Origin of the sequence: Arthrobacter sp. zg-Y919 (genome assembly GCF_030142045.1) — a bacterium.
Classification (GTDB): domain Bacteria; phylum Actinomycetota; class Actinomycetes; order Actinomycetales; family Micrococcaceae; genus Arthrobacter_B.
Genome location: NZ_CP126242.1, coordinates 1320209 through 1346672, shown reverse-complemented (window position 1 = coordinate 1346672; position 26464 = coordinate 1320209). Strand labels below are relative to the sequence as shown.

The window sequence follows — 26464 nt, the reverse complement described above, 5'->3', positions numbered from 1 at the left end:
TCCATCGAGTGAAAGACTTTTAGCGGTGACAGACAGTCAGAAATCCGACGAAACAGCAGACCAGGCGTCCACGGAAACGTCCAGTCCTGCCACTCCGAGCCCCGCAGCCCTCGCGGCGCGCCGGCCCTCCCCCGCAGCGGTAGGTGCCGCGGCAAAGCCGGTGGTTGCCGTTCCGGCAGCCCACTCCACCCCGTTGGAAGAGGCCGCCCGCTTTGCACGTGTGGAGGAGGACGGCCACGTCTTCCTGATCGTTGAGGGCGAGGAAACCGCCGTCGGCCAGCTCCCCGATGCCTCCAAGGAAGAAGCCCTGGCCTACTTCGTTCGGAAGTACGACGACGTCGCCAGCCAGCTCCTGCTCCTGGAACAGCGGATGCAGCTCAAGGCCCCCGCCGCAGACATCCACAAGACCCTGAAGCATCTGGCCGAGCAGGTGGCCGACCGCAAGATGGTGGGCGACATCAAGGCGCTCGACGCCCGCATCGCGTCGCTCGAAGCCTCGCTCAAGGAAGCCGAAGCCGCCGAGCGGGCCGAAACCGAGGCCGCCAAGGCCCGTGAACTCGCCGCCCGCGAGGCCATCGTTTCCGAGGCGGAGGAAATCGCCGCCAAGGACCCGGCCACCATCCAGTGGAAAACCAGCAGCAACCGGATGAACGAGCTGTTCGATGCCTGGAAGACGGCGCAGAAGAACGGCCCACGTCTGGGCCGCGGTACAGAGGACAGCCTCTGGAAGCGGTTCCGCTCGGCCCGTACGGTCTTCGACCGCCACCGCCGTGCCTACTTCTCGCAGCTGGACAACGAAAACACGTCCGCGAAGGCCGCCAAGGAAGCCCTGATCGCCCGCGCCGAGGAACTGGCCACCTCCACCGACTGGGGCAACACCGCCGCGGAATACCGGCAGCTCATGGATGAGTGGAAGGCTTCCAAGCGGGCCAGCCGCAAGGATGACGACGCCCTGTGGGCCCGCTTCCGTGCAGCCCAGGACAAGTTCTTCGCCGCCCGCCAGGCGGCCAACGAGGTTATTGACGAGGAATTCGCTGCGAACCTGGTCGTGAAGGAAGAGCTGCTCCGCGAAGCCCAGGCCCTGCTGCCGGTCACGGACCTGGCTGCCGCCCGCAAGGCGCTGCAGTCCATCCGGGAACGCTGGGAAGACGCCGGGAAGGTGCCGCGGGCGGACATGGGCCGCATGGAGGCAGGCATCCGCAAGGTCGAGGAAGCCGTGAAGGCCGCCGAGGACGAGCACTGGCAGCGCAGCAACCCGGAAACCAAGGCCCGCACCAACTCGGCCCTGTCCCAGCTGGAAGCGACCATCGCCTCCCTCGAGCAGGACCTGGCCGACGCCGAGAAGGCCGGCAACGCGAAAAAGATCGCGGATGCCCGCGACGCCCTCGAAGCCCGTCAGCAGTGGCTGGCCATGCTGCAGAAGTCGGCGCAGGACTTCGCCTAGGCCCTGACTCCACGGCAAAGCCCCGGTCCCCCGTTTTCCACAGCGGGCGGGCCGGGGCTTTCGCTTTGCCGCCGGACTCCACATGCTGGTGCCCATGCCCGTGCAGCTGTTTCCCTCTCCCGGCGCCCTCCCCCAGGTCACGTCCACCGGCGGCGCGCTGTTCACGGCCGGCGGGGTCTTCCGGCATGAGGAACTCCAGGCAATGACGATGGACGGGCTGCTGCGCCACGTCTATGCGGGAACATTCGTGCGGTGGGATGTCCGGCCGGACCCGGTGGTCCGTGCCCTCGCAGCATCAGCGGAACTCCCCCGGCAGCTTCGCCGCCGGCTCACCTTCGGCAGGATGACCGCAGCCTGGATCTTCGGGTGCGCACCGCGTCCGGCACGGCTCGATGTGCTGGCGGACCGCCGCAGCCGCACCGGTGCCCTGCCGCCCTTCAGCACCGCAGTCCTCCACGAGGTGCTGCTCGGGCCCGCCGACCGGGTGGAGGTAGGCACAGTGTCCGTCACGTCGCCGCTGCGGACCGCCGTCGACGTCGCGCTGCACACCGGCAGCTCCGACGCGGTGCCTACCCTGCGGCGCCTCGCGGCGCATCCGGACCTGGGCTGCCGGCTGGACCTCGTGCTCCGCGCCCTGGCCGCAGGACACCGGGTGCCGGGCAAGGCCGCCGCGCTGGACCGCGTAGCCGCTGCCGCTGCACCGTAACGACCCGGACGGCTAGCTGCGGCGCTGGGACCCGGTGGTCCGGTACACGTCGAACACGCCGTCGATCTTCCGGACGGCACTGAGGATGTGGCTCAGATACTTCGGGTCCCCCATCTCGAAAACGAATTTCGACATGGCCACACGGTCGCTGGAGGTGTTCACGCTGGCCGAGAGGATGTTGACGTGGTTCTCGGAGAGGACCCGGGTCACGTCCGAGAGCAGGCTCTTGCGGTCCAGTGCCTCCACCTGGATTTCGACCAGGAACACGCTGGACTGGGTGGGCGCCCATTCCACGGGAACAATACGGTCCGGCGTGGCCCGCAGCTCCTGCACATTGCGGCAGTCGCTGCGGTGTACGGAAACCCCCGAGCCGCGCGTCACAAACCCGATGATGGGATCCGGTGGGACGGGCGTGCAGCAGCGGGCCAGCTTGACCCACACGTCGCCGGTGCCGCGCACCGTGACACCGGAGTCGGTGAACTTGGGCCGCCGGGCGGCCGTGGCCACCGGAGTTTCGGCCAGGTCCTCCTCGGCCCCCTGGTGTCCACCCATCAGGTTCACGAGGTGCTCGATGACGTTCTGCGCGGAGGTATGGCCGTCACCGACCGCCGCGTACAGGCCGGAAATGTCCTGGTGGTGCAGTTCCTCGGCCACTGCGACCAGCGCGTCATGCGTCATCAGGCGCTGCAGGGGCAGGTTCTGCTTGCGCATGCCGCGGGTCAGCAGGTCCTTGCCCTTTTCGATCGCCTCTTCGCGGCGTTCCTTGGTGAACCACTGGCGGATCTTGTTCCGGGCACGCGGACTCTTGACGAAGCCCTGCCAGTCCTGGCTGGGCCCGGCGCCTTCGGCCTTGGACGTGAAGATCTCCACCCAGTCGCCGTGCTGCAGCTCGCTGTTGAGCGGCACCAGCTTTCCGTTGACGCGCGCACCGATGGTCCGGTGCCCCACCTCCGTGTGGACGGCGTAGGCGAAGTCCACCGGCGTCGAACCGGCAGGCAGGGCCATGACCTCGCCCTTGGGGGTGAAGACAAACACTTCGCGCGCGTTGATCTCGAACCGCAGGGAGTCCAGGAACTCGTCCGGGTCGGAGGTTTCCTGCTGCCAGTCCACGAGGCTGCGCAGCCACCCCATGTCATCGGGGGCTTCGGGTCCCTTGCTGCCGTCTTTGTACTTCCAGTGTGCCGCCACACCGTATTCGGCCCGCCGGTGCATGTCGTGTGTGCGGATCTGGATTTCCACCGGCTTGCCGCCCGGACCAATCACCGTGGTATGCAGTGACTGGTACATGTTGAACTTGGGCATGGCGATGTAGTCCTTGAACCGCCCGGGCAGGGGGTTCCACCGCGAATGCAGGGCGCCGAGGGTGGCGTAGCAGTCCCGGACGGAGTCCACGAGCACGCGGACGCCCATCAGGTCATGGATGTCGTCGAAGTCTTTGCCCCGCACGATCATCTTCTGGTAGATCGAGTAATAGTGTTTGGGCCGGCCGGTGATGGTGGCCTTGATCTTGACGGCGTGCAGGTCGTCGGCGATCTGGGAACGCACGGTGCCCAGGTATTTCTCCCGCTCCGGCGTCCGGTCCCCGACCATCCGGACAATTTCGTCGTAGACCTTGGGGTGCAGCGCGGCGAAGGAAAGATCCTCCAGTTCCCACTTGATGGTGTTCATGCCCAGGCGGTGGGCCAGCGGGGCGAAGATCTCCAGGGTCTCGCGGGCCTTTTTGGCCGACGATTCCGGCGAGACGAAACGCCAGGTACGCGCGTTGTGCAGCCGGTCCGCGAGCTTGATCACCAGCACGCGGATGTCCTTGGCCATCGCCACGACCATTTTGCGCACGGTTTCCGACTGCGCGGCGTCACCGAAGGTGACCTTGTCCAGTTTCGTGACGCCGTCAACCAGCATGGCCACTTCGGGACCGAAATCCCGTCGCAGCTCGTCGAGGGTGTAGCTGGTGTCCTCCACCGTGTCGTGCAGCAGCGCCGCCGCCAGGGTGGTGCCCGTCATGCCCAGCTCCGCCAGGATGGTCGCCACAGCAACCGGATGCGTAATGTACGGGTCGCCGCTCTTGCGCTTCTGCCCCTCGTGGCTGCGTTCGGCCACCACGTAGGCGCGCTGGATCAGGTCCAGGTCTTCCTTGGGGTTGTTCACCCGTACCGTGCGCAGCAGCGGCTCGAGCATCGGCGAGTACTCCGGGTTGCCCCGGCCGGCCAGCCGGGCGAGCCGGGCGCGTGTGGAGGCGCGGCGGCCGGTCGACGCCGCACGTCCCGCTCCGCTTCCTACCTTCACCTGCGCGGGAGTCTTGGCCGGGCCGGGCACCGGCAGCAGTGCGTCGGACTTACCCGCGGCAGCATCCCGCGCCGCAGCTTCACTGGCTGCGGTGCTCTCGGTCCCCGGCTGGATCCCCGTGGTCCCGTTGTTTCCAGCCTCATCGGCGGGCGTTGCACTGTTGGCCACTGACGACCTTTCTTCCATGCTTTTCAAAGCAGGTGCTCAAAACGTTGTATTGCCGGCTGCTGCGCGGTGCGGCTCCCGTCAACCAGTCTAAGCCTGCCCGCACCGCACTTAAACCGCCGGTTCCGCACTCCTTTCCCAAGGAATACGGAACCGGCGGGTCACGGCGGGGCTGAGGCTAAGCTTCAGCCACCGCCGGGCTCTTGGCTTCCATTGCCCGGCGTTCGGCCACCCGCTTGGCCTGCTTACGGATGTCCGGTTCGTTGCGGCGCAGCCAGGCGTACATCGGCGCGGCGATGTAGATGGTCGCGACGGTGCCCAGGATGATGCCCACGAACAGGGCCAGGGACAGGTCCTTCAGGGTGCCGGCGCCCAGCAGCAGGGCTCCGATGAACAGGATGGAGGCCACCGGAAGGACGGCCACCACGGAGGTATTGATGGACCGGACCAGGGTCTGGTTCACGGCCAGGTTCACTTCCTCCGCGAACGTCCGCCGCGTCCGCTTGTCCAGGTCCTTCGTGTTTTCCCGGACCTTGTCGAAGACGACCACCGTGTCGTAGAGCGAGTAGCTGAGCACGGTAAGGAAACCGATGATTGCCGACGGCGTCACTTCGAAACCGCTCAGTGCGTAGACGCCTGCGGTAACCACCATGACCACCAGCAGTCCGACGACGGCGGCCACCGACATTTTCCAGGTCCGGAAGTAGAGGGCCATCAGCACCGCGGCCAGTGCCACGAAGACGACGAGCCCAACCAGGGCCTGCCGGCTCACGTCGCTTCCCCACGTGGGGCCGATGAACGTGGACGTGACCTCGTCCTGGCTGACGCCGTAGGTCTCTGCGAGCGACTCCTTGACCTCGATGGTCTCGTCGTCACTCAGTTTCTCGGTCTGCACCCGCATCGTGCCGGGGGCAATATTGGTCACCCGCGGGTCGGCGGTGCCGGCAATCCCGGTCACTGCCTTCTCGCCGCCGCTGACATCGGTATTGGCCACGTTAGAGACAGTGAACTCGGAGCCGCCGCGGAACTCGATGCCGAGGTTAAAACCGCCCTTGGCTACTGGAATGAGGATGGACAGCAGCACGGCGGCTGCTGCGATCAGGAACCACAGCTTGGCCTTGCCCACGAAGTTGTAGGACCGCTTTCCGCTGTACAGGTCATTGCCGAATGCGGCGAAACTGGGAAGCTTACTCATTACTCGCCGTCCTTTTCAGAGCTGCGGCCGGAGCCGGCCATGGATTTTTCGGCAAGCCTGCGTTCGGCGATGGTCATCCGCCGTTCGGCTTCCTTCGCTGCACCCTTGTTCTTGCCGCGCGCAGCCGGTGATTCGGCAGGGTCGCGGAGGCGGCCGGCACCGCGGTAAAGCGGCACCGAACCCAGACGGCGCGGGTCGAGGCCGGAGAACCGGTGCCCCTCGCCGAAGAACCGGGTACGGGCCAGCAGCACCATGGTGGGGTGCGTGAACATAAAGACCACGATGAGGTCGGCGATGGCGGTGAGGCCCAGGGTAAACGCGAACCCGCGCACGTTGCCGACCGCCACGAAGTACAGCACGACGGCGGCGAGGATGTTCACGGCCTTGGAGGCCAGGACGGTGCGCTTGGCGCGCTTCCATCCGTTGTCCACGGCGGAGACCAGGCCGCGTCCGTCCCGGAGCTCATCGCGGATGCGTTCGAAGTAGACGATGAACGAGTCCGCGGTCTGTCCGATGGCGACGATCAGGCCGGCGACGCCCGCCAGCGAGAGGCGGTAGTTGTGGCTCCAGCCCAGGATGGCGATGGCCAGGTAGCTCAGCAGACCGGCGACGACGAGCGAAGCAATGGTGACCAGGCCCAGTGCGCGGTACTGGAACAGCGAGTAGACGGCCACCAGGGCCAGGCCGATCAGGCCGGCGATGATGCCCATCCGGAGCTGGTCCGAACCGAGGGTTGCCGAGACCTGCTGTTCGCTCTGGATCTCGAAGCTGATCGGCAGTGCGCCGTACTTCAGCTGCTCGGACAGCGCTTCGGCGCTTTCCTGCGTGAAGTTGCCGGTGATCTGGGGCTTCCCGTCGGTAATCACGGCGTTGACGGTCGGAGCCGAAATGATCTGCCCGTCCAGGACAATGGCGAACTGGTTCCGCGGGTCGCCTTCGGGGAAGGCGAAGAGACGCTCAGTGACGTCGCGGAACTTATCAGTGCCCGTTCCATTGAATTCAATGTTCACGGCCCACTGGCCGGTGGAAACGCCGTTGTTCCCCTGTGCCATGCCGAAGCTGGCGGTGGAAATGTCCACGCCGGGAACTTCCACCGGGCCCAGGATGTACTTACCGGCGGTGCCGGGTTCACAGGCGACCATCGGCTGGTCCGCCGGGGCCTGCTCCGCGTTGGCGACCGTATCCGGGTTCAGGCAGTCCGTGGTTTCGAACTGCGTCTGCAGCTCAGGTGTTATCCAATTCTGATCTGAGGCATCAGTGGGTTCCGCGGTCGGTGTGGGCAGCTGCTCGGCAGGGGTGGGATCCGTTACCGCTGCACCCTGTCCCCCGCCGCCGGCCAGGACCGGACGGAACTCCATGTTCGCCGATGCCTGGATCAGTTCGCGGGTTTCGGGATCGGGGACGCCGGGCAGGGACACCACGACGTTCCGGTTGGACTGGGTGCTGATCTCCGCTTCGGAGACACCGCTGCCATCCACGCGCTGGCGGATGATTTCCACAGCCTGTTCGAGCTGCTCGGTGGTGATTTCGGAGTCACCACCCTGCACTTCGGGAGCCAGGATCATCTGGGTGCCGCCCTCGAGGTCGAGGGCGAGTTTCGGGGTCCAGCTGGCGTTGCTCCACATGGAACCACCGCCAAGCAAAAGGGCCAGGGCCGCAAAAATGACGCCCAACCAGAGGAGCGTCTTTTTCGCGGCCGAGGCGGGGCCGGTTCGGGGCATAGGGAATTTTCCTTAAGGGCGAGGATCACCGGAACCGTCAGCCGGTCCGGCGGGTAAGCGGGGCACCGATGCCCCGCTTAGCTCGTGGAGAGTCTAGTTCTCTTTTTTGTCGTCGCGGTTCAGGCGCTTGAGTGTTTCTTCAGGAGTCTCGTCCTGCGCGCTGTCCCGGGCGGCGTCGTCGTTCTTGCCGAGAGTGAGGGAGGAAGCGTCGTCGGGGACCACTGTGGCGCCTTCGACAGGAGCTGCTTCTTCTTCGTCTTTTTCTTCTGCGGGCACGGTGACGACCTTGGTCAGTGCCTGCAGGTGCACCGTGGCGGTGTTGCCCGGGGACAGCTCAAGCACGGCCTTGTTCTCTTCCTGGTCCACGGACACGATCCGGCCGAAAAGCCCGAACTGGGTCATGACCTCGGTACCCGGAAGCATCTGGGCGCGCTGCTGGGCCACCGACTGCGTCGTCTTCTTCTGCTTGCGGAACATCATGATGACGAAGACTGCCAGCAGCAGAGGGATAAAGAGATCAGCGGGATTCACGTGGATGGTTCCTGTTTCTGTCGGGGAAGGGTCAGGCGGGTCCGGGCGTGATGCCGGGACCGTGCACTAGGGCCAGTCTAAAGGGAAACGCAGACGGCGGTGGTTAAGTTTCGGTTGGGCCTAGTCCACCGGGGTGGATGCGGTGTTTGTCCCGGGGCCGGAAAACATGTTCTCCGGCATCGCCGCCGCGACGCTCTCCGGCATCCGGAGTCCCAGGTGTTCCCAGGCGGCGCGGGTGGCGATCCGGCCCCGCGGGGTCCGGCCGAGCAGCCCTTCGCGGACGAGATAGGGTTCAGCCACCGTCTCCACCGTCTCCGGTTCCTCTCCGACGGCTATCGCCAGCGTGGACAGTCCTACAGGTCCGCCGTTGAACTTGGTGATCAGCGCCGTGAGGACGGCCCGGTCCAGCCGGTCCAGTCCGAGGACGTCCACTTCGTACATATCCAGGGCGGCCCCGGCCGCGCGGGCATCGATCTGCTCGATGCCGTGGACCAGCGCCCAGTCGCGGACGCGGCGCAGCAGCCGGTTGGCAATTCGGGGGGTGCCGCGGGAGCGTCCGGCGACCTCGGCGAAGCCCGCGGAGTTGACCTTCATGTCCATCAGCATGGCCGAGCGGCGCAGCACCAGTTCGAGTTCGTCCGTCGAATAAAACTCCAGGTGGCCGGTGAAGCCGAAGCGGTCACGCAGCGGCCCGGGGAGGAGACCGGCGCGGGTGGTGGCACCCACGAGGGTGAACGGCGGCAGCTCCAGGGGTATGGCGGTGGCACCGGCGCCCTTGCCGACGATGATGTCGACGCGGAAATCCTCCATGGCCATGTAGAGCATTTCCTCGGCCGGCCGCGACATGCGGTGGATTTCATCCAGGAACAGCACCTCGCCCTCGGTCAGGGAGGACAGGATGGCCGCAAGGTCGCCGGCATGCTGGATGGCCGGGCCGGAGCTGATCCGCAGCGGTGCGTTCATTTCCGCGGCGATGATCATGGACAGGGTGGTTTTTCCCAGGCCGGGAGGGCCGGAGAGCAGCACGTGGTCCGCGCTGCGGCCGCGCAGCCTCGACGCTTCGAGCACCAGCGAAAGCTGTTCGCGGACGCGTTTCTGTCCCACGAAGTCGTCCAGGTTCTTCGGCCGCAGCGCGGCTTCGATGGCTTTGTCGTCGGGATCGGGTCCGGAGGCGACCAGGGAGTCTGCTGTGGACATCTCAGCCGACCTTCCGGCGCGGGGAGGTCCGCGCGCCGTCGGTACCCAGGCGCCGCAGGGTGAGCTTGAGGATCTCCCCCACGTTGCCGGCGGCAGCGATATCGGGATGCTCTGCGGCCGTGTCTTCGATGGCCGCTGTGGCGTCCTTTTCGGACCAGCCGAGGCCGGTCATTGCGGCCAGGACCTGTTCCTGCCAACGCGGCGCTGCCGGGTTTTCCACTGTTCCGTGCGGCACGAGTTTGTCCGCCAGTTCCAGGACAATGCGGCGCGCGCCCTTGGGGCCGATGCCGGAGACCTTGCTGAAGGCCTTATCGTCGCCGCTGGACGCTGCCACACGGATGGCTTCGGGCGTGTGGACAGCCAGCACGGCCAGGGCAATGCGCGGTCCCACGCCGCTGACTCCGAGGAGGATCTCGAAGACTTCGCGCTGATCGGCGTCGGTGAATCCGTACAACGTCATGGAGTCCTCGCGGACGATCATGGCGGTGTGCACGAAGGCTTCGCTTCCGGTCCGCAGCGCCGCCAGCGTCTGGGGGGTCGCCTGAACGAGCATCCCGAGTCCGTGGACATCGATGACGGCGGAAGTGAGGCCCACGTGCGAAACGACCCCGCGGAGGGAACTGATCATGAAGGAACTCCCAGAGGCTGTATAGAACATATCTACGAATACCCTACTTGCTGGTGTCCGCATTCCCCTGATGCCCGCTAGCTTCCGCGTTTTGCCCGGGCTTCGGCTTCCGCCCACAGCCGCTGGGCCGGCGTCAGGCCGGTCCTGGGTGCCGCACCCCGCGATGCGGAGCCGGCCGTCGGTCCGGGACCGGCCACGCCGCGTCGCCAGGCATGCGTGATGGCCAGGGCCAGCGCGTCGGCGGCGTCGGCCGGCTTGGGCATTTCGTCCAGCCGCAGGATCTTGGTCACCATCTTGCCGACGGCGTCCTTGTTGGCCGAGCCGGAGCCGGTGACCGCTGCCTTGACCTCGGTGGGCGTGTGCAGGGCAACCGGGATGCCGCGCCGGGCAGCAGCGGCAATAACGACGCCGGAGGCCTGGGCGGTGCCCATGACGGTACTGACATTGAGCTGGCTGAACACGCGTTCCACGGCCAGGACATCCGGCCGGTGCGTGTCCAGCCACAGGTCGATGGCTTCGGAGATGACCAGCAGCCGCGCATCCAGCGCGGTTCCGGCCACAGTGCCGACGACTCCGACGGCCACGAGGGTGGCCCGGCGGTTTCCCTCAACCTCGACTACACCAAGGCCGCACCGGGTCAGGCCGGGGTCCACCCCCAGGACGCGTAAGGACACGGAGGCGGCGCTTAGTCGTCTTCTTCAAGCTCGGCCATCACGGCGGCCGGGATATCAGCGTTGGAGTAGACGTTCTGTACGTCGTCGAGGTCTTCGAGGGCGTCCACGAGCTTCAGGAACTTGCGGGCGGCATCGGCGTCCAGTTCCACGTGCATGGACGGTACGAATTCGGCTTCATCGGTTTCGTACTCGATGCTGGCTTCCTCGAGGGCGCCGACGACGGCACGCAGGTCCTGCGGCTCCGAGATGATTTCGAAGTTCTCGCCGGATTCCTTCACTTCGTCCGCACCGGCGTCGAGCACGGCCATCAGCAGGTCATCCTCGGTGAGGCCGTTCTTGGGCAGGTTCACGACGCCCTTGCGGGTGAACATGTAGGCCACCGAACCGGGATCACCCATGTTGCCGCCGTTGCGGGTCACGGCGAGGCGGACCTCGGAGGCCGCACGGTTCTTGTTGTCCGTGAGGCACTCGATCAGCAGAGCGGATCCCTGGGGTCCGTAGCCTTCGTACATGATGGTCTGGTAGTCGACGGCCTCGCCGAGCAGGCCGGCGCCGCGCTTGACGGCGCGGTTGATGTTGTCGATCGGCACCGACGTCTTCTTGGCCTTGGACACGGCCAGTTCAAGGGCAGGGTTGCCTGCCATGTCAGCTCCGCCGGCGCGTGCCGCGACTTCGATGTTCTTGATCAGCTTGGCGAAGGACTTGGCGCGCTTGGCATCAATTACGGCCTTCTTGTGCTTGGTGGTTGCCCATTTAGAGTGGCCCGACATGCTCTACGCTTCTCCTCTGATCGATAAAAAAAGTCCGGCTGCCGGCCGCCCGTCCAGGCCTCCGGGAACCCGGGCCGAACAGGGAGACAGGCTAAGCGTCCCGAACGCACTGCCACAATTCTAGCGACCGATTCCGTTTCCCGGGCCGGAAACGCGTCCGATCTCCGATTCCAGGCACGATCACGGGGACTGAACCGGCGTGGAACGGCCCGGATGCGTGCAGCCTCACGCGTTGGAACCACTGCCGGAACAGGGGTGTGCGCTATATTCAGTAACCATGAGTTCTTTCTCCATCCTGGTCGGAAAACTGGTCCGCAGTGCCTCTAAACTGCGTGGCGGCGGCTCCGCCCTGCCGGGCCTGGTGGTGGAGAAAATCGATCCCGATTTCATTCGCCGCACCCTTGCAGACCTGCCGCTCGGCGTCGCCGTCGTCTCCGGCACCAACGGCAAGACCACCACTACCAAGATGGTGGTGGAGCTCCTCGAAAGCCAGGGGCTGAAGGTTTTCACCAACCGCACGGGCAGCAACTTCACCCGCGGCGTCGCGGCGGCACTGCTGGGCGAAGTGAGCCTGCGCGGGCACCTGGACGCCGATATCGCGGTCCTGGAACTGGACGAGGCCCACGCCGTGCACTTCGTGAAGCTGATCCAGCCGCGGTACAGCCTGCTGCTGAATGTACTGCGTGACCAGCTGGACCGGTTCGGCGAAATCGACAAAACGACCCGCCTGCTGGAGTCCATTGCCCGGGCCACCACCGAGACTGTGGTCCTGAACCGCGAAGACCCCCGCGTCGCGGGCATCGCCGAGTCCCTCAACGGCCAGCGTGCCGTGTACTTCGGGCTCGACGCGTCGCTGCGCAGCACCTTCCCCAACGACGACGAGATGCGCGGCAGCCTTGCCGAGGCGCTGGCCGCCACCCAGGAGGCCGACGTCGTTCTTGAACGCGTGGGCGAAACGGAAGCGGATTTCCTCATCGACGGACAGGTCCGCACCTCCGGGCTGAAGCTGCGCGGCGTCTACAACATTTTCAATGCCGCTGCCGCCCTGGCGTTTGCCCGGACGATCAAGGGCAGCGACCTCGACTCCGACGCACTGTTCGAGGCGCTGGCCAATGTGGAGCCTGCGTTCGGCCGCGGGGAGTCCCTGACCGTCAACGGCCAGCCGCTGGAACTGGTGCTGGTAAAGAACCCCAGCGGCTTCCGCCTGGGACTGAAGTCCTTTGCCGCGCACGGCTATTCGACCATGATCGCGATCAATGACAACTACGCCGACGGCCGGGACATGTCCTGGCTCTGGGACGTGGACTTCGAGTCCCTGGCCGAGGGCGGCGTCGACGTCGTCAGCGGCGTGCGGGCCTATGACATGGCACTGCGCCTGAACTACGACGACGTACCGGTGCGCACGATCGAACCGGACATCACGGACGGGCTCAAGCGATTCATCAAGGACTCCCCCGGGGTTCCCATGCGGATCTTCTGCACGTACACGGCCATGCTGGCCGTGCGCCGGGAGCTCTCCAAGATCACGAAGGTAGAGGTGGTCTCATGACCGAGGACCGCACAATCAAGATCCTGCAGCTGTACCCGCGGGAAATGAACATCTACGGCGACTGGGGCAACGTGCTGGTGCTCAAGCAGCGCCTGAAGTGGTACGGCTACTCCCCTGTTGTCGAGGAATACAACGCCGGCGACGAGTTCCCGGCTGACGTCGACATCATTGTTGGCGGCGGCGGCCAGGACAGCGGGCAGGTGGTAATCCAGCAGGACCTGCAGCAGCTCGCCCCGACGCTGCAGCGGCTCGCCGACGACGGCCTGCCGATGCTGGTGATCTGCGGTCTCTACCAGTTGTTCGGACGGTTCTTCAAGACGCATGAGGGCGACCTCATTCCGGGCATCGGCATCCTGGATATGGAGACCCATGGCGGCGACGTGCGGCTGATCGGCAACGTGCTGTCCCTCAGCAAGGAGTTCGGCGAGATCCACGGCTACGAGAACCACAGCGGCCAGACCTTCCTCGGCCCGGGTGTGGAACCGCTGGCGGAGATCCGCAAGGGTGAAGGCAATAACACCAAGGACAGCACCGAGGGTGCCCGCTATAAGAATGTCGTGGCGAGCTACCTGCACGGTTCCCTCCTGCCGAAGAACCCGGCTATTGCCGACTTCCTGATCGAGAAGGCGGCCATCCGGAAGTTCGGCAGCTTCTCCCCCGTGCCCCGTTCCGAAGAGGACCTGGCCCAGCTGTCGAAGCTCTCGGAACTGGCACGCCAGCACGCCGGGCAGCGGCCGCGGTAAGACGGCGGGCCTAGGGACGCGAACCCTGGAGGGCAGCTAGAGCGTTGAGGCCACGAAGACCTGGGATGGTCCCGTGAGTGTGGCCGTCACGGGCTCGCCGGCGTACAGGATCTTCGCTTCGGGCTCCATATCCGCCGTGACCTCATCCACGGTGATGCAGGCCGGTTCCAGCGCGGCCAGCACTACGCTGAACGGCCCCACGCGGACGGGCTTTGGATCGTCCTCGACGACGACCCGCCGCAGGTCCAGATCCTCGCTCCAGAGCGGAATGTGCTGCTCGCCGCGGCCGGTGTCAAGCACGGGCAGGGGGGACGGCTGAGGCTGTCCGCCGCCCGTCAGATGCTGCAGTTCGCAGAGGTCCACATGTTCCCTGGTCAGGCCGGCCTGCAGCGCATTATCAGAGGTGCCCATCACCACCACCGCCTGGCCGGACAGATAGGTATGCAGGCACCCGGGAGGGATCACGGCTGCCTGTCCGGGATCCAGCCGGATCAAGTTCATGCAGATGGCCAGCAGGATGCCGCGGTCCTTGGGGAAAAGCTGCCGCAGCCGGCGTACTACGGCGACTGCCTCAGCGGCCGGTCCTTCAACGTCCCCGATCCGGTCCACCGCGTCGGCCGTTTCCCGCAGTGCGGCTGCGGTTTCGCCGGGTGTCATGCGCAGTACGGAGTGGATGACCGTCTCATGGCGGAAGCGGAGGTAGGAACGCAGCCATGGCAGGTCCAGCCCGGAAGTGATGGCCTGGAGTTCCTCCGTGGTCCGTTCCCCGGCAAGCACGCGCAGCGGCGTGAGGGCTACGGCAACCTCACATTTCGGATTGCGGTCCTTGTAGTTGCGGTTTCCGGCACCCAGTGGAAGGCCCCGTGCCTGTTCCCGGACAAAACCCGCCAACGCCTGCTCCCAATGCGGGTGCAGCATGATGGGCGGCGGAACCTCGGCGTCCAGGACCATGAGGCGGAAGGGGAACGGGGAGCCGGTTTCGGCTTCCCGATGGGGGACGGCGATCTGCCGGTCCCCGGCAAACCGCTCGAGCGTTTGCCGGTAGGTCGCGGGATCCCAGTCAATAAGCAGGCCGCGGGCGGACAGCGACGCCGGCCGGCGGGCGGGTGCTACGGACTTTGGGAGGGCAGAATCATGACGCACTAGGGTCATTTACATCACCAGGTGGGAACAACAGCGAAGCTATTAGGGACCGGAGTGCCCTGCAGCTACACAACCGGTCCTTTAATCATAGGCAATCCTGCCGCCGGGTGGGCGCCGGCCGCGGCGGCAGGGCAGCGTGATTTTTGCCCGTCGAACCGTCAGCGCGTAGGCGAACGGACGGACGGTCCGGCGGGCGGGGCCAGTGCTTTGCGCAGCGGGCAGGCCGGGAAATGGAACCAGCAGATGGCTGCAGCGGCAGCGATCACGGCGGCGGTGAGACCAGCAACAGCGTTTGCGGGTGAGGGGAGCTCCTGAGGTGGCAATCCACTCGAGCTTCCCACCAAGTAGTCTCGTGCGCATGGCTGATGAACTTGTCCGGACCGCGTACCAGGCACGCGCCGCGGAGTACACGGGCCTCCTGGGCTCCGTCGAGGACATGAACGAAGTAGACAGACTTCGCATTGAACAGTGGGCGGACCGTATCGGGGGCGCCGTGCTCGACGTCGGGTGCGGTCCCGGTCATTGGACGGATCTATTGCACCGCCGCGGAGTGGACGTCCAGGGCATGGACCTCGTGCCGGAGTTTATCGACAGCGCGCGGGCACGTTTCCCGGATGTGCCGTTTCGCGTCGCCTCGTTCCGTGCTCTCGGTGTGCCGGATGGCTCATTACACGGGGTTCTGGCCTGGTACTCCTTGATTCACGTTCATCCCGACGAGCTTCCTGCGGTGTTCTCGGAAATCGCCCGCGCTTTGGCCCGGGGCGGACACCTGCTTTTAGGATTCTTCGAGGGCTCCGCTGCCGAGCCTTTTGCACACGCGGTGACGACCGCCTATTACTGGTCGATTGACCAGATGCGACAGATGCTCCTCGGAGCAGGTTTTGATGTGCTTGACGTCCAAACGCGACAGGACCCGGGCCGCCGGCCGCACGCGGCTATCGCCGCCGTCGTCCTGTAAAGGATCAGCCTGCGGGCAATTCTCCGTCTTCAGACGGAGGCGCACGACAGGCGGGGCCCGTAGTTTGAGGGCGAGGAGGAAAACGATGCAAAGCACATGGGCCGCGGTCATATTTGGAGACAGGGTGGATCCCCGCGTGAGACTGCAGGCCATATTCGGCGGTCCGCTTCCCACGAGCGCTCAGCCTCCTGAGCCCGCACTTGCATGGGCTGAAGAGGTGCTTCACCGCACAGGGAACACGGGGCACGCGAATTCCATGGAGGGTATTAAAGCTCTCCGCCAAGCTGACAAACGGGTGACGTTAAGGGCAGCAGTTTTCCTCGCTCATCATGTCGCCTTACGCGCCTAAGCCGCTCCGCAAAGCGCTACTGCCCGCCTGCCCTGCCCTGTGGAGGAAGGAAGGGACGGCTGGTGGTGGGAACGGATGGCGGGACGAGGCCTCCAGGAACCCACACCCAGGCACCGCCCCCCTACGGCCCGCCGTCCTCCTGAGTCACCAGCCACTCATGCGCCCCGGCATCGGCCGCTCCCAAAGACTCCACCACGGGGATGGTCCGCGCCCGCACAGCCTCCTGCTGCGGGACCGGCGCACACTCCCCCTGCGGCAGGTCGCCGGCGACGGAACACCACCGGTACGGGTCGCGGACAACGACCGACGGCGCCCAGGCGAGGTCGCTGACGGACCACTTCCCGGCATCGTCGCGGGCGAACTGGGCGCGCACGATGAGGCCTTCATTGTTGACGTCGTACCAGGGCGACAGCTCCGTCACGGCATTGCCGAGCCCGTAGACAATCCACGTGCCGTTGTAGTGCTCGATCGGCAGGACCGAGTGCGTATGGTGGCCGTAAATGAAGTCGAACTCCCCGCTGTCCGCCAGCGCATGGGCCGTTTCCATCTGCTGGGCATTGGGCGCCGAGGCGTATTCATCACCGGCATGGATTGCAGCAACCACGACGTCGGCCCCCGCCGCACGGGCTGCCTTCGCCTTTGTGATCATCGCCGGAGCATCGAGCAGGTCCACTTGCCAGGGGTATTCCGCCTCCAGCCCATTCAATCCGTAGGTCGCCTCGATCACGGCAACGTCCCCGGCCGGGGCTGACAGGACCATGGGTGCACCGGCGCCGTCCTCGGCGGCGTATGAGCCGGTGTGCGCCAGGCCGAGGGAATCCAGCACGCCCAGCGTCCGGTTCAGCCCCTGGGTTCCGGCGTCAATGGTGTGGTTGCTGGCGGTGGTGCAGCCGGAGTAACCCACTGCGTCCGCCGCCGTGAGGATCTGCGGCGGCACGTTGAACATGGGATACCCCGCATACGGTCCGTCCGGCTCAGCCACCGGGGTTTCCATATGGCACACCGCCAGATCCGCTGCGGAAATGTAGGTACGCTGCCCGGCCAGGAGAGGTTCGAAGTCCAGCGGCCCCTTGCCGGTGGACGCCGCATCCGCCGCCGCCTGATCCCACAGCTGCGGATGGATCAGCAGGTCGCCGGCAAGCATCAGGGAAAAGCAGTTCTCCGTGGGGCAGTCCGGGCCTTTGCCGGCGCTGACGGCGTCCGCGGACGACGACGGCGGCGCGGCAGGTGCCGACCCCGACGACGACGGCCCACCGGGATTTCGGCGGCCCTCCGGCCCCGCGCCCTCCTCCGCCATGCAGCCGCCAAGCATCAAGGCCAGCACCAGCACCGCCCCCAGTCCCGGCAGACGGATCAGTCCCGGCAGGCGGCTCCGTCCCGGCACCCGGACCTGTGCCGGAACCCTCACCCCACTGCGGACATCAAGGTTGCGTTTCATGAACTCCCCCGCGCATCTCGCCCCCAGGCCTGCCGACTGCGGGCAACGGGGAATCGGTGCGATCCTACGGCAGCGTCATGTTGGTCCGGGACGCCGCGCTGTGCCACTGTTGGGCTTTATGGACAATCCTTTCCTTTCCCCGAGCAGCCTGCCGTACCAGCTACCCCCGTTCGAGCAGATCAACGAAGACGTTTTCCTGCCGGCCTTTGACTCCGGAATTTCCGGGCACGCCGCGGAGATTGAGCGGATTGCGGCCAACCCGGACGCCCCCGATTTCGACAACACCATTGCGGCGCTGGAACGCTCGGGCCAGGCGCTGGGACGTACCGCCGTCGCCTTCTTCACCCTCTGCGCCGCGCACGCAACCGAGGGTGTGCAGCGGATCCAGCAGGAGGTCAGTCCCCGGCTCGCTGCCCATGAGGACGCGGTGTACCTCAACCGGCAGCTCTTTGACCGGGTGGAAGCCGTCGCGGCAGAGGCAGAGGGCCTGGACGATGAGCAGGCCCGCCTCGTCTCCGAGTACCGCCGCCAGTTCATCCGGGCCGGCGCCCAGTTGGACGACGCCGGGCAGGCCCGGATGCGCGAACTGAACGCGCGCCTGTCGGAACTGGGCACCGAGTTTTCCCAGCGGCTGCTGAAGGACACCAACGATTCGGCCCTGCTGGTCGACGATGCCGCCGAACTGGACGGCTTGTCCGACGACGACATCGCTGCCGCAGCGACCGCTGCGAAGGAGGCCGGGCACGACGGCAAGTACCTGCTGTCCCTGGTTCTGCCCACCCCGCAGCCCGCTCTCGCGTCACTCACTCACCGGGAGAGCCGCCGTCGGCTGCACGAAGCCGCCCGCAACCGCGGTTTCCGGAACAACGACGCGAACACACTTACCCTCGCGGCTGAACTGGCCACGCTGCGTGCAGAGAAGGCCGCACTTCTCGGTTTCGCCAACCATGCCGAGTACGGCACCGATGACCAGACCGCCCCGTCCCTGGATGCCATCCACGCGATGCTGGACAAGCTCGCCCCGGCAGCCGTCCGCAACGCGAAGGCGGAGGCCGGAGAGCTGCGCGAAGCGGCCCGGAAGGACGGACACGAGCTGGCAGCCTGGGACTGGGCGTACTACTCGGAACAGGTGCGGCGGGAAAAGTTCGACGTCGACACCGCCGCCCTACGCCCCTACTTCGAGCTGGAGCGCGTCCTCAGTGACGGTGTCTTCTACGCCGCCAACCGGCTGTACGGGCTGACCTTCACCGAACGGACGGACCTGCCGGGCTACCACCCCGATGTCCGGGTCTGGGAAGTCAAGAACGACGACGGCACCGGGCTTGGCCTGTTCCTGGGCGACTATTACACCCGGGACACCAAGAACGGCGGCGCCTGGATGAACTCCCTGGTCCACCAGTCCCGGCTGCTGGACGACCCGCCCGTGGTCGTGAACAACCTGAACATCACCAAGCCCCCGGCGGGTGAGCCCACCCTGCTGACCTTCGACGAGGTGGTCACCGCGTTCCACGAATTCGGCCACGCGCTGCACGGCCTGTTCTCGGACGTCACCTATCCCCGGTTCTCCGGCACCGCCGTCCCCCGCGACTTCGTTGAATACCCGTCACAGGTCAACGAGATGTGGATGCTCTGGCCCGAGGTGGTGACGAACTTCGCGAAGCACCACGTCACCGGTGAGCCGCTGCCGCAGGAGGTCATCGACAAGGTGAATGCTGCAGCCGTCTGGGGCGAAGGCTTCGCCACCACCGAATACCTCGGTGCCGCCCTGCTGGATCTGGCCTGGCACGAACTGGCACCCGGCGAGACGGTGGAGGATCCGGAAGCCTTCGAGGCCGCGGCCCTGGCAGCGGCCGGCGTCGACCTGGACCTGGTGCCGCCGCGTTACCGGACCGGCTACTTCAAGCACATCTTTGCCGGCGGCTACGCTGCGGCGTACTACGCCTACATCTGGAGCGAAGTGCTCGACGCCGACACGGTCGAGTGGTTCCGGGAAAACGGCGGCCTGACCCGGGAGAACGGCGACCGTTTCCGGACGGAACTGCTCTCCCGCGGCAACAGCATCGACCCGCTGCAGGCATTCCGGAACTTCCGCGGACGCGATGCGCAGATCCAGCCGCTGCTGGACCGGCGCGGCCTGGCCTAGGCAGCAGCCCGGTCAGTCCGGACGGGTTGAAAAGAAGGCGGGAACCGATGATTCGGTTCCCGCCTTTTTGATGTGGCTTCTATGCGGCCGGGTTACCCAGCTTCGCCTGCTTCCGCACGGTGTGCATCCGCTGTCCGATGGTGACGCAGCTGGCCAGGGTCAGCAGGACCAGGACCACCAGCAGCAGGATCTCCGGCACCCCCAGTCCCACCAGGCCGGTGGCGACGAGCAGGGAGACCAGCCGCTCGGCACGCTCGGCGATGCCGACGCTGGCGTTAAAGCCCAGCGACTCGGCCTTGGCCCGGATGTAGGACACCAGCATGCCGACTACCAGGCAGAGGACGGCTGCAATGCCGATCGCATCGTTTCCGCCGCCGGTGAAGAACCAGATGGCGACGCCGGCGAACAGGGCGCCGTCGGCGAAGCGGTCCAGCGTGGAGTCCAGGAACCCGCCCCAGCTGCCGGTGCGCTGCTGCTGCCGGGCCATGATCCCGTCCACCACGTCGGAGAAGATGAAGACGGTGATGAAGATGGTTCCCCAGAACAGCTCACCCAGGGGATAAAAGACCAGTCCGCCGATCATCACGCCGAGCGTGCCGGCAATGGTGACCATGTCCGGGGTTACCCCGCGGCGGAGCAGCCAGCTTGCCAGCGGGGTGAAGACGGCAGTGAAGAATCCCCGTGCGTATTTGTTGAGCACGTATCAGTCCTCACTGTCCGGGCTGGAGCCCTCTTGGGGCCAGGCATCTGCCACTTGTTGGCGCACCTCGCCGAGGGTCTGGGTGATGGCCTTGGTCTGCGCAATGATCGGCAGGAAGTTTCCGTCCCCGCCCCAGCGCGGAACTATGTGCTGGTGCAGGTGGGCGGCAATCCCGGCCCCGCCGGTTTCGCCCTGGTTCATGCCCAGGTTGAAGCCGGTGGGGCTGGACACCTTGCGCAGCACCCGCATGGCGGTCTGCGTCAGGGCCGCAATTTCTGCGGTCTCTTCCGGGTCAATGTCCGTGTAGTCGGGCACGTGCCGGTACGGGCAGACCAGCAGGTGGCCGGCGTTGTACGGGAAGAGGTTCAGGATCACGAAGGCGTGCCGGCCGCGGTGGACAATCAGCGATTCCTCGTCCGTCCGCTCCGGTGCGGCGCAGAACGGGCAGGTCTCCTTGGAGGAGACCTGCTTCTGCCCGCCCTTGATGTAGGCCAGCCGGTGCGGAGTCCAGAGCCGCTGGAACGCGTCGGGGACGCCGGCGAGTTCGAACTTGTCCGTCACCGCGGCGTCGTCAGGCTGTTCCCGCATAGCGTCCCCGCCGCCCTTACTTATCCCGGTTGCGGACGGCTTCGACAATCCGCTTGACGGCCTCTTCAACGGGCACGCCGTTGTCCTGGCTGCCGTCGCGGAAGCGGAAGGAGACGGCACCGGCCTCGGCGTCGTCGCCCCCGGCAATCAGGACAAACGGAACCTTGTCCTTGGACGCGGTGCGGATCTTCTTCGGGAAGCGGTCGGTTCCGGTGTCCACCTGGGCGCGGATGCCGTGGGCCTTGAGCTTGTCGACGACGTCGAACATGTAGTCATTGAACGCTTCGGCCACGGGGATACCCACCACCTGCACCGGTGCCAGCCAGGCGGGGAACGCACCGGCGTAGTGCTCGGTGAGCACGGCCATGAAGCGTTCCACGGAACCGAACAGGGCGCGGTGGATCATGACCGGGCGCTGGCGGGTGCCGTCGGCAGCCTGGTACTCCAGCTCGAACCGCTCGGGCAGGTTGAAGTCCAGCTGGATGGTGGACATCTGCCAGGTGCGGCCGATCGCGTCGCGGGCCTGGACGGAGATCTTCGGGCCGTAGAAGGCGGCGCCGCCCGGATCCGGGACCAGGTCCAGGCCGGAGGCTTCGGCCACCTCGGCGAGGGTGCGGGTGGCTTCCTCCCACACATCGTCGGAGCCGACATACTTCTCCGGGTCCTTGGTGGACAGTTCCAGGTAGAAGTCATCCAGGCCGTAGTCCTTGAGCAGGTCCAGCACGAACTTCAGCGTGGTGGTCAGCTCGTCCTTCATCTGCTCGCGGGTGCAGTAGATGTGGGCGTCGTCCTGGGTCATGCCCCGCACGCGCGTCAGGCCGTGGATCACGCCGGACTTCTCGTAGCGGTACACGGAACCGAATTCGAACAGGCGCAGCGGCAGTTCGCGGTAGGACCGTCCGCGGGAGCGGAAGATCAGGTTGTGCATGGGGCAGTTCATCGGCTTCAGGTAGTAGTCCTGGCCGGGCTTGGTGACCTCACCGGTTTCGGGATCGGTGACCTCATCCACGTGCATGGGAGGGAACATTCCGTCGCGGTACCAGTCCAGGTGGCCGGAAACCTCGTACAGGTGGCCCTTGGTGATGTGCGGGGTGTACACGAACTCGTAGCCGGCCTCGGTGTGGCGCTGGCGGGAGTAGTCCTCCATGGCCTTGCGGATGATGCCACCCTTGGGGTGGAACACCGGCAGGCCCGAGCCCAGTTCATCCGGGAAGGAGAACAGGTCCAGCTCAGTGCCCAGCTTGCGGTGGTCGCGGCGCTCGGCCTCGGCCAGGCGCTCCTGGTAGGCCTTCAGCGCGTCCTTGGTGGGCCAGGCGGTGCCGTAGATGCGCTGCAGCTGCTGGTTCTTCTGGTTGCCGAGCCAGTAGGCGGCGGCGGAACGGGTGAGGGCGAAGGCGTTGGAGATCAGCTTGGTGTTGGGCAGGTGCGGGCCGCGGCACAGATCGCACCAGACGACGTCGCCGGACTTGCGGTCCACGTTGTCGTAAATGGTGATCTCGCCGGCGCCGACCTCGATGCCGGCACCTTCGCCGGCTTCCTCGGCGCCGTCCTTCGTGCCCAGCAGTTCAAGCTTGTACGGCTCGTTGGCCATGGCTTCGCGGGCTTCGTCTTCGCTGACCACGCGGCGGACGAACTTCTGGTTCGAGTTGATGATCTTCTGCATCATCTTCTCGAGGGTCTTCAGGTCCTCCGGGGTGAACGGCTCGGCGACGTCGAAGTCGAAGTAGAAGCCGTCCTTGATGTACGGGCCGATGCCCAGCTTGGCATCGGGGCGCAGCTGCTGCACGGCCTGGGCCATCACGTGCGCGGTGGAGTGGCGCAGCACATTCAGTCCGTCTTCGGACTCGATGGTGACGGACTCTACGACGTCGCCCTGCTCCAGCGGGGTATCCAGGTCCTTGAGGACGGAGTGGACGCGCATCACGACGACGTCGCGCCGGTCGAAGAAGAGCTGCGCACCGGTGGTGCCAGTATCCACCGTGGTCTCTTCGCCGTCGACGATGAGGGTGAAATTCTCTGGCACTGACACGGTTGTCTCCTAGATTTCGTTGTACGGCGTCTGCTGCACGGCCTGGACACGGCCGTACTTCCGCCCGTACCGATGTTATCCGCCGCGGACCGGCCCCACCAACATGCCGCGCTGGCGGCCGGGCACCGGAAGTGAGTCCGTGTCCGCCAGGTTCCATGCCTCCAGCGCCTGGAGGCTGATGCCCCTGGGCCCGGTGCGGCGGGTGAGTCCACGGACCAGCAGCAGTTCCGTGCCAAAAAGCAATGGACCGGATTTTTCCTGCGCCTCATGGAAGAACGTGCAGTCAATGCAGCCGGTGCCGTCGTCAAGGCTGATGAACACCACCCGGCGTCCTCCGCGCATGGGTGGAGTCTGGGTGGCCACCCGGATGCCGGCGACCAGCACCTCGGTCCCGTTCCGCAGGTCCATCAGCGCCTCCGAGGCAGTGACACCGAGTCCGCGCAGCAGCGGCCCGTAGCTCTCCATCAGGTGCGCACTGACGTCCACGGACAACAGATCCAGTTCGGTGCGGACCTTTTCCCGCAGCCCCGGTTCGGGCAGGTGGTGGTGCAGGTTCGCCAGTTCGGTATCCCCCAGCGGCAGGGCAAGCTGCCCGGGAATCGGATCATGCTTCCGGGACGCAGACTTGGCCGGGGCGGCGTCCAGGTACTGGATGAGGTCCGCCCGGCTGCCCTCGGAGCCGATCTGTTTGCTGAGCGAGTCGAATGCCCCGAGCTGGGCCAGCCGCCGCAGCGTGGGCCGGGAGACCCGGGCACGGGCACGCAGGTCGGCCAGGGAGTCATAGGGCTGGCCGGCGGCAATACGCCGCAGCTCGACGGCGGACAACCCGTAGATTCCGGCCAGGGACAGCCGGATGCCCAGCCGGCCGTCGTCGAGCCGCTCCACCCGGTAGGTTTCGCCGCTGCGGTTGATGTCCAGCGGCAGGATGGGGATGCCCATCCGCCGCGCCTCGGCCACCAGCAGCCGGCGCGGGTACATGCCGGGATCATGCTCGAAGATCCCGGCGAGGAACGCCGCCGGGTGGTGTGCCTTCAACCATGCGGACTGGTAGGTGGGCACGGCAAACGCCGCCCCGTGGGCCTTGCAGAAGCCGAAGCTGCCGAAGGCCTTGAGCGTGTCCCAGACCTTGTCGATGGTTTCCGCTGTGTAGCCGCGGGCGGCGGACTTGCTGCGGAAGTATTCCTCCACACCCGGCTCGGCGGTTTCGTTGCCCAGCAGGCGGCGCAGTTCGTCCGCTTTCGCCAACCCGCACCCGGTGAAAACATTCAGTGTCCGCAGCACCTGCTCATGGAAGACGGTGACGCCGTGGGTTTCGGCCAGCACCGGACGCAGCGCCTCGTGCGGGTAGACCTCCGGGGACCAGCCGTGCCGGTGCTCCAGGAACGGCCGGACCATGTCGGATTTCATCGGGCCGGGCCGGAACAGGGAAATGTCGATAATCAGGTCGTTGAATTCCCGCGGCGCCAGCTTGCCCACCAGCTCGCGTTGTCCCGGTGATTCGATCTGGAAGCAGCCCAGGGTGTGGGTGCTGCGGATCAGTTCGTAGGTGGGTTCGTCGTCGAACGGCACGGCGTCCAGGTTGATCCGGCCGTCGGGTTCGATGAACTCCGGATCCGGCAGGTCCTCCCCCTCCCGGTGCCGGCCTGCGGCAATGACTTCCTCGCGGGAGGAATGCACCCGCACCACCTCGCGCACGGCGAAGGCCATGGCGCTCTGCATCCGCACACCCAGCACATCGAGTTTGAGCATGCCCATGGGGTCCATGTCGTGCTTGTCGAACTGGGACATGGGCAGGCCCAGGCCGCTGGGCTGCACCGGGGTGCGGTCCAGCAGGGAGGTGTCGCCCAGGATCACGCCGCAGGGATGCATGGAGATGTGCCGGGGCAGCCGGTCCAGGCGTTCGGTGAGGTCCACCAGCAGGTCCAGCTGCTGGTTCTTTTCCACCTGGCCGGAGAATTCCCGCAGTTCGGGCTTTTCGGCGAGCGCCTCGCGGAAGTTGCGGGCCGAGAAACGCCACAGCTGTTTAGCCACAGCGCCGATCTCCTCCTCGGGCATACCCAGCGCCAGGCCGGCGTCGCGCACCGCTCCCCGGGCACGGTAGCCGTTCTGCATGCTCATCAGCGTGACCCGTTCGGAGCCGAAGCGTTCGAAGATGCGGTGATAGACGTTGTGCCGCTCGGCGCTTTCAACGTCAATGTCGATGTCCGGCAGTGTGGAGCGGTCCCGGGACAGGAAGCGTTCGAAGATCAGGTCGTGGTCCAGCGGATTCACGTGGCTGACGCCCAGCAGGTAGTTCACCAGTGAGGACGCTCCCGACCCCCGGGCCGCGGCGCGTACCCCCATGCCGGTGATCATGGCCGAGACTTCGGCAACCGTGAGGAAGTACGAGGCGAAGCCCAGCCGCTCGATAATGCCCAGCTCGTGTTCGAGCCGGTTGCGCAGTTCGGCTTCGGCGATGGAGTCCCGGGCACGCAGCCTCCGGGTAATCCCCGCCTCGCAGCGCTGGCGCAGTTCGATCATGGGTTCGGCTTCAATGCCGATCACCGAGGCTTCGGGCACTACGGGCTGCTTCCAGCCCATGTCCGCCACGGGGTCTATCCGGCAAAGGTCCGCGAGCGCCGCAGTGTCGGCGAGCATCTTTACGGCGCCGGAGGAACCGCAGTCCGCCTCCGAGCTGACTTCCCGGGCAAGTGCGGTCATCTCCCGTGTGCCCTTGAGCCATCCCTGCCCGTTGGGTTGCCGGTCCGGAAGGTGGGAGAGCGAAGTCAGCGAGCGCGCGGCGTCGAGCACGTCCGCGGTGGCGGCGCCGTCCTCGTCCACGTACCTCACCGCGTTGGTCAGGATGGCCGGCACACGCATCTCATCGGCGAGGCGGAACATCCGCACGGCGTGGGCCAGGCTGAGGTTCTCCCCCGGCGCGGACAGATGGGTGACCACCTCGACGGCGAGCGCCCGGGCCGGGATCAGCGAGCGCCAGCGGGTGAACAGGGTGCGGGCGACGGCGTAGCTGCGGCTGCGCATGGCCTGGCCGACGTCGGACTGGGGCCCCACCAGGACGGTGAGGACCGGTTCCCCCTCCCCTGTACTCTCCCCCTCGGTGCAGACATACCCGGCAAGCTGCTCCACAGTGATGCCCACCGGTTTGCCGGCACGCGCCCGGGAAGCCGAGGTCGCAGCGTGCGCGGCGGAGATCAGCCGGCACAGTGCACGGTAGCCCGCACCCCCGTTGTGCCCGTGCGCGAGGATGACAACCCGGCCCGTCACGGCATTGGCTGCATCCAGCACGGCCAGGTCCACGCCGACGATGGGATCGATTCCCGCCTCCATGCAGGCGCGCAGGTGCTTGACCGTTCCGTAGAGTCCGTCCCGGTCGGTGCAGGCGAGCGCATCAGCGCCGTCTGCCGCTGCTGCCTGTGCCATCTCCTCGGGCCAGGACACCCCGTAGTGGGCGCTGAAGGCGGTGGCTGCGTGCAGGTGGATGAAGCTCATTGTTTAGGCGCCGTCTTC

General features: G+C 66.2%; 20 protein-coding genes. 6 read left to right on the top strand and 14 right to left on the bottom strand.

The features are described from left to right. The first annotated feature begins 25 nt into the window (after positions 1-25). Together QNO10_RS06405 and QNO10_RS06400 are read left to right on the top strand one after the other, a co-directional pair. Positions 26-1444 carry a DUF349 domain-containing protein gene (locus QNO10_RS06405; protein ID WP_229948589.1) on the top strand — a complete coding sequence of 473 codons (1419 nt, stop codon included), beginning with the start codon at positions 26-28 and terminating at the stop codon, positions 1442-1444. Between the two features lie 94 nt (positions 1445-1538). Continuing rightward, on the top strand, positions 1539-2150 hold the full coding sequence (locus QNO10_RS06400) for a hypothetical protein (RefSeq protein WP_229948591.1): 612 nt from the start codon (positions 1539-1541) through the stop codon (positions 2148-2150). A gap of 12 nt (positions 2151-2162) precedes the next feature. Here the strand turns inward: QNO10_RS06400 and QNO10_RS06395 are convergent, their stop codons facing one another. The 8 genes from QNO10_RS06395 to QNO10_RS06360 form a co-directional block, all read right to left on the bottom strand. Continuing rightward, on the bottom strand, positions 2163-4604 hold the full coding sequence (locus tag QNO10_RS06395) for a RelA/SpoT family protein (protein WP_442860251.1): 2442 nt from the start codon (positions 4602-4604) through the stop codon (positions 2163-2165). Between the two features lie 175 nt (positions 4605-4779). Next, a complete protein-coding gene (gene secF / locus QNO10_RS06390) occupies positions 4780-5796 on the bottom strand; it encodes a protein translocase subunit SecF (protein ID WP_229948594.1) in 1017 nt (338 codons plus the stop codon). After that, a complete protein-coding gene (gene secD / locus QNO10_RS06385; protein ID WP_229948595.1) occupies positions 5796-7517 on the bottom strand; it encodes a protein translocase subunit SecD in 1722 nt (573 codons plus the stop codon). Before secD ends, secF begins: the two co-directional genes overlap by 1 nt. 93 nt (positions 7518-7610) lie before the next feature. Beyond that, positions 7611-8048: a preprotein translocase subunit YajC gene (locus tag QNO10_RS06380; protein WP_229948598.1), complete on the bottom strand. Its 438-nt coding sequence runs from the start codon at positions 8046-8048 to the stop codon at positions 7611-7613. A 120-nt stretch (positions 8049-8168) separates the two neighbouring features. Next, the gene (gene ruvB, locus QNO10_RS06375) at positions 8169-9245 is read right to left on the bottom strand and encodes a Holliday junction branch migration DNA helicase RuvB (protein WP_229948600.1); all 1077 of its coding nucleotides are present in this window, start codon (positions 9243-9245) and stop codon (positions 8169-8171) included. 1 nt (position 9246) lies between these two features. After that, entirely contained in the window at positions 9247-9873 is a 627-nt protein-coding gene (ruvA, locus tag QNO10_RS06370) for a Holliday junction branch migration protein RuvA (protein ID WP_229948602.1), read from the bottom strand. 77 nt (positions 9874-9950) lie between these two features. Then, the gene (ruvC, locus tag QNO10_RS06365; RefSeq protein ID WP_229948604.1) at positions 9951-10547 is read right to left on the bottom strand and encodes a crossover junction endodeoxyribonuclease RuvC; all 597 of its coding nucleotides are present in this window, start codon (positions 10545-10547) and stop codon (positions 9951-9953) included. Positions 10548-10558: 11 nt separating this feature from the next. Beyond that, on the bottom strand, positions 10559-11317 hold the full coding sequence (locus QNO10_RS06360) for a YebC/PmpR family DNA-binding transcriptional regulator (RefSeq protein WP_227921280.1): 759 nt from the start codon (positions 11315-11317) through the stop codon (positions 10559-10561). Between the two features lie 277 nt (positions 11318-11594). On the opposite strand from QNO10_RS06360, the gene QNO10_RS06355 reads away from it, so the two are divergent. Continuing rightward, positions 11595-12866, top strand: coding sequence for a Mur ligase family protein (locus QNO10_RS06355; protein ID WP_229948605.1), 1272 nt, complete (start codon positions 11595-11597; stop codon positions 12864-12866). Further along, the gene (locus QNO10_RS06350) at positions 12863-13609 is read left to right on the top strand and encodes a type 1 glutamine amidotransferase (RefSeq protein ID WP_229948607.1); all 747 of its coding nucleotides are present in this window, start codon (positions 12863-12865) and stop codon (positions 13607-13609) included. Before QNO10_RS06355 ends, QNO10_RS06350 begins: the two co-directional genes overlap by 4 nt. A gap of 36 nt (positions 13610-13645) precedes the next feature. Here QNO10_RS06350 and QNO10_RS06345 read toward each other — a convergent pair whose 3' ends face one another. Further along, entirely contained in the window at positions 13646-14752 is a 1107-nt protein-coding gene (locus tag QNO10_RS06345) for a type I phosphomannose isomerase catalytic subunit (RefSeq protein WP_229948609.1), read from the bottom strand. Between the two features lie 358 nt (positions 14753-15110). On the opposite strand from QNO10_RS06345, the gene QNO10_RS06340 reads away from it, so the two are divergent. Then, a complete protein-coding gene (locus QNO10_RS06340) occupies positions 15111-15710 on the top strand; it encodes a class I SAM-dependent methyltransferase (protein ID WP_229948611.1) in 600 nt (199 codons plus the stop codon). Positions 15711-16180: 470 nt separating this feature from the next. On the opposite strand, the gene QNO10_RS06335 is transcribed toward QNO10_RS06340, so the two are convergent. Then, positions 16181-17497, bottom strand: a complete 1317-nt coding sequence (locus tag QNO10_RS06335; protein ID WP_331460331.1) for a CapA family protein — start codon at positions 17495-17497, stop codon at positions 16181-16183. Positions 17498-17615: 118 nt separating this feature from the next. Here QNO10_RS06335 and QNO10_RS06330 point away from each other — a divergent pair, with 118 nt between their 5' ends. Next, positions 17616-19640: a M3 family metallopeptidase gene (locus QNO10_RS06330; RefSeq protein WP_229948613.1), complete on the top strand. Its 2025-nt coding sequence runs from the start codon at positions 17616-17618 to the stop codon at positions 19638-19640. 79 nt (positions 19641-19719) lie between these two features. Here QNO10_RS06330 and pgsA read toward each other — a convergent pair whose 3' ends face one another. The 4 genes from pgsA to QNO10_RS06310 form a co-directional block, all read right to left on the bottom strand. Beyond that, the gene (gene pgsA / locus QNO10_RS06325) at positions 19720-20340 is read right to left on the bottom strand and encodes a phosphatidylinositol phosphate synthase (protein WP_229948615.1); all 621 of its coding nucleotides are present in this window, start codon (positions 20338-20340) and stop codon (positions 19720-19722) included. Between the two features lie 3 nt (positions 20341-20343). After that, positions 20344-20928 (bottom strand): HIT family protein, encoded by a 585-nt coding sequence (locus QNO10_RS06320; protein WP_229948619.1) that lies wholly within the window; start codon positions 20926-20928, stop codon positions 20344-20346. Between the two features lie 16 nt (positions 20929-20944). Next, positions 20945-22957: a threonine--tRNA ligase gene (gene thrS, locus QNO10_RS06315; protein WP_229948621.1), complete on the bottom strand. Its 2013-nt coding sequence runs from the start codon at positions 22955-22957 to the stop codon at positions 20945-20947. 75 nt (positions 22958-23032) lie between these two features. Next, the gene (locus tag QNO10_RS06310; RefSeq protein WP_229948622.1) at positions 23033-26446 is read right to left on the bottom strand and encodes a DNA polymerase III subunit alpha; all 3414 of its coding nucleotides are present in this window, start codon (positions 26444-26446) and stop codon (positions 23033-23035) included. Between the last annotated feature and the right edge of the window lie 18 nt (positions 26447-26464).